A 9,857-nucleotide genomic window follows, 5' to 3' on the forward strand; every position below is an offset into this window, starting at 1 on the left:
TATATAGTATTCAAATGTATTATCAAAGTAAGAAAGAATACAAACTAGAACAGGAACATGTATACCATGAAAGACAAATTGAATATTTAAATTCTTTACTAACCAATAGCAAGTTTGGAAAAGAAGTTAGGCTACTAAATTATTCAAAATATGTATTAGATAAATGGTACTTACTAAAAAGTATAATAATAGAAAAGTATTTGGGGATAAAAGGCAAGAATTATACTGCAAATTTAATACTTTCAATTGCGGGGTTTAGTCTAATTGGATTTTTTTTCATCTCTGTTGCAGTGTCAATTTCATTAGGAACCTCAACTATTGGATCATTTGCTGGTTTAGTTTCATTTATTGCTCAGCTAGGACCAATGCTATCCAATGTTGGAACTAATTTTAAGAATTTTGCTAACCACAGATTGAAAGTTAATGATTTAATCAACTTTATTAAAGAAACTGAAAAGCCAATGAAAGAAAATGTTGTGAATTTTAATGAAATAGAACCTAGAATAATATTTAAAAATGTATCCTTTCAGATTGGAGAAGGGATGGAAAGGGAAATACTAACGAATATAAATCTGGAAATAAATTATGGTGAATCAGTTGCTATAGTAGGTGAAAATGGTGCAGGAAAAACTTCATTAGTAAACTTACTCTTAGGTTTGTATCAACCTACAAAAGGCTCAATATTCTTAAATGAAAATAATTATAATAAGTTAGATATAAATGAAATTTCAAATTATATGGGTGTTATTTTTCAACAACCAGTGCAATATGAAATGTCTGTAATCGATAACATTCTTTTGGGGCGCAAACTAGATACAGATAGATTAAATATAGTTCTTGATAAAACAGGTGTAAGAAAAATATTTAAAAATGAAAACATAAGTGAAATAATATTAGGGAAAAATTTTGGTAAACTTGATTTATCAGGTGGAGAATGGCAAAAGGTAGCACTTGCAAGGTGTTTTTATTCAAGTAAACCTATCTATGTTCTCGACGAACCAACCTCATCTCTTGATCCAATTAGTGAATATGAAATATTTGATATATTTAGAGAGTTTACCAAAGGAAAGACTTCCATCTTAATTTCACATAGGCTTGGGTCAGTTATAAAAGCTGATAAAATTATTGTTTTAAAGAATGGAGAAATTGTGGAAACGGGTAAACACGAAGAATTAATCAAGCAAAATGGAGAGTACAAAAGATTATATAACTTGCAAGCTAGCTGGTATAAAGAGGGGAGTGTAGGTTAAATATGGGTAAATCGGCTTTTATTTGGTCGTATAATTTGTTAAAAAAAGCATCCCCCAAAGATTTATTTTTGACAATTTTTATAAGTTTGTTTCTAGCGCTTTTGTCTGCAATTTCACTAAAATTATTAAGTTTGCTAGTGAATAGTGGACAAGAAATTTTTCTCGGCGGCCAGAGTTTTTCAGTGATATTTATCGCCATTTTTTATTTTCTGACAGCATTAGTACTTCCAAATGCATTAAATATATTATCTTCATGGATTACCGAAAGGCTACAAAAATACTCTCAAATGGAAATATCAAAAAAAATCATGATGAAGTCCACACGAATTAATTTAGAGATTCTAGAAGATAGTGAATACCAGGACGCCCTTGAGAAAATAAGAGGTGTTAACAGTGAAGTAATTACTGGCTATTGGAAAAAGAATATCGAAATTTATATGGCAGTAATTCAGCTAGTATCAACATTAGCTATTCTTTTCTATTTTCACTGGATCTTGCCTTTATTATGGATTATCATTTCTATTCCAGACTTTTTATATAAGAATATAGCTGCTAAAAGACAAGTTACCTTATTTGAAGAACAAATGACATTAATGCGTAGAATGAATTATTATTCGGACTTACTTTTTAATGTAAGTTGCGTTAAAGAAACCAAAGTCTATAGGATGTGGAATTATATTTACCAAAATTATAAGGAAGGTAGCGAAAAGTTTACAAACCTTCAATTAAGTATTGATAAGAAGAATGAAAAGGATAATTTAATCGGACAACTTATATTTTTTATTGCACATAGAATATCATTGATAATTGCTATACATTTGGTTATTGTTGGGGATTTAAGTGTAGGTGCTTTTACTGCATTCTTCTTTGCAGGTAATTATGTTATCCAAGCGCTTAATATCTTTTCTAAAAGTATATCAGAATTGAAAAGAGATGAAATTTTAATAAACAAGATAATTAATTTTTTGGATGAAAAAGAACCTCCACGTGAAGGTACTAAGGTTTTTGAGTATAATAAATTTGAAATTGAATTCAAAAACGTCACATATAAATATCCAAATGCCTTAGTAAATGCGTTGGATAATGTATCATTTAAAATTTATAATGGAGAAAAAATATCAATCGTAGGTGATAATGGTTCAGGAAAATCCACTTTAATTCGTTTACTTTTAGGGTTAAGTAACCCTACATCTGGTGAAATACTTGTAAATGGAGTGAACTTAACGAAGCTAAATGATGAAGAATTCAAAAGGAATACTGCAGTTGTTTTTCAGGATTACGGTAAATATTACTTGTCACTTGGAGAAAACATTGGATTAGGTAATTTATCAGAAATTAATTCAATATTGAGTTTAGATAGAGCTGCATCACAAAGTGGCGCAGATAAAATTGTAAAAAAATATGAACATAAATATAATCAGATGCTTGGGAATTTATATAAGAATGGTGTTGAATTATCTGGAGGAGAATGGCAAAAAATCTCATTAGCGAGAGGGTATATTAGAAACGCAATGTTACTAATTATGGATGAGCCAACAGCTTCTCTTGATCCTATAGCGGAATTTGAGGTTTATAAGCAATTCATAAATTTATCAGATAATAAAACTTCTATACTTATTTCTCATAGACTAGGTTCCGCTACTTTATCTGATAGGATAATTCATTTGAAGAAGGGGAAAGTTATTGAAAATGGATCACATACAGAGTTAATGAAAATTAATAGCTATTATAGAGAATTATTTATTAAACAAGCTTCCTGGTATCAAGATGTAAAGGATATAAAAGGGTTAAATAATATTAATGCATAACATATTATGAAAATAAATTATTATTTCGAATTCCTAGGAGGTTTTACTTTTATGGAAGAATTACAAAGCAATAATAATAACAAAAGAATATGTATTAAGGGAGGGACGTATAGTACTTTAAGTATAACTGATAGCCATTACACTGACGGTGATTTAGATGTTAATGTTGTATTTGTTGATAGTAAAAGAGAAGTTAATAGTAATATCAAATGCAAAGATATTTTAGTGGAAAAAAATGCTCATATAAACGGAAGTATTGAATGTAATAAAGGCTCATTCCATGGTACTACATTAGTGAACGGTGATATTTCCTCTTTTAACATTATGGCGAAAGGAAACTTTCAATGTACTGGAAAGCTTAACTCTACTCATATTTCCCTCATTGGTACTGCCAAAGTAGAAAAAAACATTCTATCAGAAACATTAAATATAATCGGAGATGTATCTATTGAAGATATTTGTGTATCAAGGTTTAAGTTTGTTTTAAATCAAGAAAGCACTGCTAGAAATATTAAAGGGGATTATATACAAGTAATAAAAGGTATTAATAGTGAAACTAAAATGTTTTTTGAAGTTGAGAAAATTGAGGGGAAGGTTATTTATATAGAAAACACTTTAGCCCAAGTAATTATCGGTGATGAAGTAATTGTAGGATCAGGATGTTTAATTGAAATTGTTTATTGCAATAAATTAGTAATCAAAGACGATTCTTCAAAAATTTCTACTAAAAGGGAAAAATCGGAATATACTTCTTTTACTTAAAAATAGGTCGAAAGGTGTTAAAAATGAGAAAAAAACTAGAAATAAATGAAAATATTATGATTACATGCTACCCTGAACACGCCCATATTTTCCTTATAATGGATACTGATAACCATAAATCAATTTCATGGATATTTCATAACTATCTTTGTTTATTTTATTCAAGAGAAACTGGTTTTGATGAATTTTCAGTTGATTTTTATTCTCAGTATTATCCATGGCACCAAACAAGATTGCCCAATTGTCCTTTAATTGACTACTATAGAGTACCTAAATTTATTGTCGATGAGAAGTATGATGATATTGTAGATTTTGTTATAGACTCTTTAGATAAAAACAAATTTGTTATGCTTTACTCTGCCAGGGACTACACTCCTTTTCATGAAACTTTCATTACAGGTTATGATATAGAGCAACAAGAACTTGATGTTTGGGATTTTTGGCCAGAGACAAATTGGAAGTTTTGTGAAAAAAAAGTGAAATTTGATTGGTTAAGAACTAATTACAAGAATGTCCCCAAAAACTTAGATGATACAAGATTAAAATACTTGGTTTTATTGGAAAAAAATCAGGAGTATAAAATTGGTCATAGATGGGGATATGAAACTGTACTGAATTTTTCAATAGATGATTTTATCTTTATTTTTGAAAATTATATAGGCAAAAATAATTACCTACAAAGTATTGCAAATAAAGATGATGGACGTTGGATAGGTATACAAATTTATGACCTAATCATTGAAGGACTTAAAATAAACATAAGTAAAAATAATTTTATACCTTCACATACTTTTAAAGTATTAGTTGACCACAAGAGTATTTTGAAAAAAGCATATATTTCCCTTTCGAAGGAATTAGATGCAAGTATATTGAAAGATTTAGATGATTTACTTTCAGAAGTAAAAAGATTAATGAATTTTATATTATATTGTCAAATAAAAAGTGTGTTTGAAGAAAAGTTAAGTCAAATATGTACATTACTCTCAGATATAAAGGAAAAGGAAATCCGTGTAATAGAAAATATGTTGTTTGAATTTAAATCTACTTCTATTAATGATTATTAATTGTATTAATTTATATAAATAAAGGCATTGGATTAATAGTTTAACAATATTATATTCTTTTAGATTATTAATAGAAAATACCTTAAATTAATGAATGGAAATAACTTGAGAATATAAGCCTGTGTACTCTTGGAGTGACATTTACTCGAAATAATTATACGCCGACTCATACCCTGCAAAGAAACATCTAGACTAATAACAAAAAAACCTTCTTATAATAGAAATGTCATGAGTTAAGCATACTTCCTTATTAGACAAGAAAGAATTATTAATATAGCATATGTAGTTTAACTTCTCATATGGTGGTTTTTTCATCCGTATTAAGTGGTTCAAAAGTTTGAACTATTTGCGTCCACCTCTACAATACTCTTAATATTACGCCATTTTTGAGCTTAAGAAAAATTATAACCTTACATAAATTAACATTATGTTTATAAAACAACAAAGTCAACGTTATAATTTACAACATTATTTACTGATTACATTACCCTTTTAGATTATTTAAAAGGGTTTTTGTAGTGAAAAAGAAAAGAATATTTAAATTGAAAGATTAATTTAGTGTTTTTTTGATAAAAAGTAGTTCCGCAATCGGGCCAGATTGTGGAGCAACTTATATATGTTGAGTAGACAGAAACTACACAACAACGAATCCTTTAATTTTGGAAATGACGAACAATAACTGATTATATTCAAGTATGATTATAGTATGAAGATTTGAGATATTGCAGTTATTCACTTACTCATGTTGTAGTTTGGTAGGAGATTAATGTTTTACTTGTATTTAATATAAGAAAACGTGGTATGATTAGAAGATTACAAAAATTTATTCCAACTAAAGACTTATATTAAGAGGTAGTGAATATGAGAAATAGAGGACTATGTTATTGGTAGAAAATGAAAATTTGTGCTTCTTCAAAGAACTAAAGATGAGAGTTTATTACGTTTTTTGATGATGGGATAGAAAATGAGCATGGGGTAGCGCTGGAAGTAGGAGAGAAAAGAGAAAGGAGGGAAACTATGACTAAAAAAATACGAAGTGACTTATTTTTTTTGAAACAATATGGTTTCAATGATTCCCTTTTACAAACTATTTTTCAGTTAAGCTTAGACCCCATAAAAAGTATTTTTAATAATGAAAACGAACTGATTATGGAAATTGAAAGTATGTTTACAGAAAAAGACAGAGAATTAGCAAGAGATTATCAAAAATATAAAAGTTTCAAATTTGAATTATTTAATACTGAAACTTTTTTTAAAGATAGTAGCAGTAAGATCTATTTTAAATATGATCAAAATGATTTGACGGCAGTAATTCCAGAAAAAATTATGCCCCTTTTTATGTATTCAAAAGGTGATGTTGCACAATTGTCGTTAGATAAAAAAAGAGTTGCTATAGTTGGTACCCGTAAGCCATCGGAAAAATCTATTGAATTAACAAAAAAAATAACACAAGAATACGTTCACAATAACTATATTATTGTGAGTGGATTAGCTGAGGGTATTGATACTGTCTCACATGAAACCACTCTTAGTCTTGGTGGGAAAACGATTGCAGTGTTGCCTACAAATTTTAATGAAATTTATCCAAAAACAAATCAAGATTTAGCTAATTTTATATCTGAAGAAGGTTTGTTATTAACAGCTATCGGTCCCAAAGAAAACACTTATAAATCAAGCTTTTTAGATAGAAACAAATATGTTGCCAATATTAGCAATTTAGTAATAATTATAGAGACAAATTTAAAAAGTGGAACTATGAATACCATTAGAAATGCATTTGAATCTAACAAAAAGATACTTTTTGTAGATCAGGGTGACGAAGCGATAAATAATAAAATATTTGAATTTGGAGGGGAAATGCTAAATGACAAATAAATTAATTTTCGTATCTAAATTGGTATTTTTTAATGAAAGTAATGAATTGATTGAGAAAAATTTACGAATCGCTGATTACTTTAATACCGAGAAGGTACAATTAGCTAATGTAGCTCAGCAAGCTACAATTAGTATATTGAAAGGAAATTTACCAACAGAATATGAAGGTAAAATAAAATTTGTTAATAGAAGCTCAGAAACTAAAGAAAAAATTAGAGAGTTAAAAGATAAAGGCGGAATTTTTGGTGTAATAGGAATTGTTGAAGAAGATGCTATCTTTTCTTTTAATTGCAAAATTCCATTATTTAATCCAGAGGCATTAAGTAGTCGAGTAACTGTGACAGAGAAAGTGAAAAAATATGGTTTGCCGATAAAAGACTTTCAAGATGTTATAGATTGTTTTAAGGCAGATGAGATTCATAAAGATAACTACTTTCAAATGAGCTTTGGAGATTCTTTTAGAGTTATAAGTTTAAATAATGCAAATACTTTTTATAGACCCGAAGAAGAAGCGAGAGTAAAACAAGTTTTTGAAACAAATTTAAAAGGTACCAAATCTGAACGTGATCAAAGAATATTACTTCTTCTATTATTTCACTTGATAAATGAAGTTACAACAAACCCTTATTATAATAAGATTGATTATTGGGGAACTTTCCCATCATCAAATCCACAAAATTTAGCTACATCAGTTTCTTTTTTAAAAGAGGCTGTTAGAGTAGTTATTGGTGGAGGACCTAGAAGAGGTCCTGAAATATTAATCAGAAATAAACAAATGCAATCTAAACATAGTAGTGGAGCAATTCGTTTGGAAACTAAAAGTAATAGTGATTTCAAAACTTTAATTGTAAATCCAGCTTTAAAAAGTAGCATTAAGGGGAAAGTAATTTGTATCATTGATGATTATATTACAAATGGCTATTCAGCTGAGGCAGCCAAACACTTACTGTTTGCTGCAGGTGCTAAAGAAGTAATATTTCTCTCATTTGGTAAATTCGGAAAAAAATATTTTTCAACTAATTATGTAATAGACGGAGATGTATATTCTAAATATACTTATGAGTTTATAGAAGAAGAACTTTATGAAGGTAATATTGGTAAAGAAATGTATTATAATCCTAATAATGATTCGGAAATTTTAAATTTTTCAAATCTGATTTAGAACTATTACTCAATTATTTTATAGTTATAGATTCTTAAAGACTTTTTAAGACCTATTCTATCAAGCCAATATACCGGCGATAAGTCCTCTTGGCTTAACTTTGGATTTATCTCTTAAGCACAAATGACAATCCGAGATTAGAAAAAGCATGATTCAACTATCGGGAGCTATTCTCCAAACGATAAAATTAAGCAGGGCAAGGAAGAAAAGATGAAACAAAACAACGGACAGGCGCGAGAAATGAGCCCGATTATACTTCTGTAGCTATTTTTTTATACATCATAATTATTAATAATCTTACAAGAAAGTGAATAAGGTAAAACAGAATATTCTTGTAGGGGGACTATAATTGAAACACTTTACAAAGTGGATAAATCGGGCGTTCAAACATTATCCCAAGTAAGAAATGACTCTCGTTATGGGATCCCAATACGAACCACAAACATTTGGACAGCCAGTAGAACGAAACCAAACTTCGTTAATAAGTGATGCCGAAAAATACTTTCGCCCTTCCAGCCTCCCTATAAAAAATACTTTTTTCAAGGAAATCCCATTTTTTGATTCCTATTATGAATCAAACTACAAAGATATTAAACTGCCTGCAACTTTAACCCGAACTCCAGATGAAACTATTTTAAACTACTTTAGTATTTTAAGAGAGGCAGAAAACCTCACGCAAAACCAGTTGGGGGGGTGCGGAACTGTAGGGATGGCCAAATTGCCTTATCCAATTGCTTATAACTTTTTTACTAAAGACTATCATAAAATGGTTCCCTATAATGAATATCTTCAATCGTTTGCTGGTATCGGACATCTAAATTTAATTAAGATGAACAGACTTTCAGATGAAAAAGGCATTGTTCCTTATTTCATTGAGCTGGAAAGTATCGAAGGTTCATCAAAAGGTGTCACCTATTTTGCTTATTATTATGGCTATGTCCAATTAAAAAAAGAGCAAAACTTGTATAAAATTGACCAGATGAAATTGTACGGAGAGGATTTCCTATGTGCACCCTATCATCTCTGGCAACATGATGCAGAAGCAGTGGTTGCTATTATGTATGGAGAATGGTGCAAATTAATAAAAAAACAGCTGCCTGCAAAACAAGACGGTTACGTCAAAACCATTGATTATATTGGTACGGAAGGAGCAGATTATCGCTTTATCTTTTATCAATTAACAAACGATACAGATGTATTAATAACTCAATACAAAAAGAATTCTGAAGGAAACTGGGAATCCATCAGAATTGATCCCTACCAATGTCTTAAAAAATAAGCGTGAAATAATGAGTATGCCAAAGAACCTTCCTATTTCTCATCATTGGAAGATTTTGTTTTATATTGTTAAATGTAGTTATTAAGCTAATTATTGGAAGGTTGTTTTGTTATTTAAAAGTGCATAAATTAGGTGTAAAAGCTTATTAGCACATGCAATGATTGCTACTCTATAAGGTTTACCCTCATCGCGTTTTTTATCGTAAAACTCTCTTAATTTCTTGTTTCGAGGTATCACAGTTTCGCTCGTCTTTTGTTTACGGGCAGCTCGAATTCCACAATACACAGCCATATATAGTGCTTGCCTTAATCTTCTAGAACCTCTCTTCGTTATGCGATTGTTGGTTGCTGTAAATCTTCCTGAAGAGTATACACTAGGATCTATTCCTGCAAAGGCAACTAACTTTTTAGGGTGATTAAACCGATCTATCTCTTCAATTTCGGAAATGATTGTTGCCGCAATCTTTTCTCCGATACCAGGGATAGTCTGGATAATCTTATATTCTTCAATTTCACTAGCGAGGGCATCTATTTCTGCTTCTAGTTGTGATAGATGCTCTTGATATGGAAGAACGATGGTAATAAACATCTTTAGGTTAAAAATATGGCTTTCATACATATTGTTTTGAAATGGATTTCGTAATGCAGCCTCCATAAG

The 9,857-nt window shown here is 29.7% G+C and carries 8 protein-coding genes; 7 read left to right on the forward strand and 1 reads right to left on the reverse strand.

Annotated features, from left to right (window positions below; translation table 11 throughout):
- From LRP81_RS22540 to LRP81_RS22570, 7 genes are all read left to right on the forward strand, one after another.
- Positions 1–1,250, forward strand: a 1,250-nt coding sequence (locus LRP81_RS22540) for an ATP-binding cassette domain-containing protein (RefSeq protein WP_230505341.1), incomplete at its 5' end; no start/stop codon positions are given.
- A 2-nt stretch (positions 1,251–1,252) separates the two neighbouring features.
- The gene (locus LRP81_RS22545; RefSeq protein ID WP_230505342.1) at positions 1,253–3,058 is read left to right on the forward strand and encodes an ABC transporter ATP-binding protein; all 1,806 of its coding nucleotides are present in this window, start codon (positions 1,253–1,255) and stop codon (positions 3,056–3,058) included.
- 51 nt (positions 3,059–3,109) lie between these two features.
- Positions 3,110–3,820 (forward strand): hypothetical protein, encoded by a 711-nt coding sequence (locus LRP81_RS22550; protein WP_230505343.1) that lies wholly within the window; start codon positions 3,110–3,112, stop codon positions 3,818–3,820.
- A gap of 23 nt (positions 3,821–3,843) precedes the next feature.
- On the forward strand, positions 3,844–4,884 hold the full coding sequence (locus LRP81_RS22555; protein ID WP_230505344.1) for a hypothetical protein: 1,041 nt from the start codon (positions 3,844–3,846) through the stop codon (positions 4,882–4,884).
- A 1,017-nt stretch (positions 4,885–5,901) separates the two neighbouring features.
- Positions 5,902–6,759: a DNA-processing protein DprA gene (locus LRP81_RS22560; RefSeq protein ID WP_230505345.1), complete on the forward strand. Its 858-nt coding sequence runs from the start codon at positions 5,902–5,904 to the stop codon at positions 6,757–6,759.
- Complete coding sequence (locus tag LRP81_RS22565; RefSeq protein ID WP_230505347.1) at positions 6,749–7,921, forward strand: phosphoribosyltransferase; 1,173 nt, start codon at positions 6,749–6,751, stop codon at positions 7,919–7,921. The genes LRP81_RS22560 and LRP81_RS22565 overlap by 11 nt, the downstream gene beginning before the upstream one ends.
- 406 nt (positions 7,922–8,327) lie before the next feature.
- Positions 8,328–9,200, forward strand: coding sequence for a hypothetical protein (locus LRP81_RS22570; RefSeq protein WP_230505349.1), 873 nt, complete (start codon positions 8,328–8,330; stop codon positions 9,198–9,200).
- Between the two features lie 90 nt (positions 9,201–9,290).
- Here LRP81_RS22570 and LRP81_RS22575 read toward each other — a convergent pair.
- A partial coding sequence (locus LRP81_RS22575) for an IS110 family RNA-guided transposase (RefSeq protein WP_230505350.1) occupies positions 9,291–9,857 on the reverse strand: 567 nt, incomplete at its 5' end.

Source organism: Sutcliffiella rhizosphaerae (genome assembly GCF_917563925.1).
Taxonomy (GTDB): domain Bacteria; phylum Bacillota; class Bacilli; order Bacillales; family Bacillaceae_I; genus Sutcliffiella_A; species Sutcliffiella_A rhizosphaerae.

Bases quoted from the DNA above. Each gene is read 5' to 3' on its own strand.
- LRP81_RS22545 (WP_230505342.1), top strand. From the start codon at position 1,253: ATGGGTAAATCGGCTTTTATTTGGTCGTATAATTTGTTAAAAAAAGCA.
- LRP81_RS22550 (WP_230505343.1), top strand. From the start codon at position 3,110: ATGGAAGAATTACAAAGCAATAATAATAACAAAAGAATATGTATTAAG.
- LRP81_RS22555 (WP_230505344.1), top strand. From the start codon at position 3,844: ATGAGAAAAAAACTAGAAATAAATGAAAATATTATGATTACATGCTAC.
- LRP81_RS22560 (WP_230505345.1), top strand. From the start codon at position 5,902: ATGACTAAAAAAATACGAAGTGACTTATTTTTTTTGAAACAATATGGT.
- LRP81_RS22565 (WP_230505347.1), top strand. From the start codon at position 6,749: ATGACAAATAAATTAATTTTCGTATCTAAATTGGTATTTTTTAATGAA.
- LRP81_RS22570 (WP_230505349.1), top strand. From the start codon at position 8,328: ATGACTCTCGTTATGGGATCCCAATACGAACCACAAACATTTGGACAG.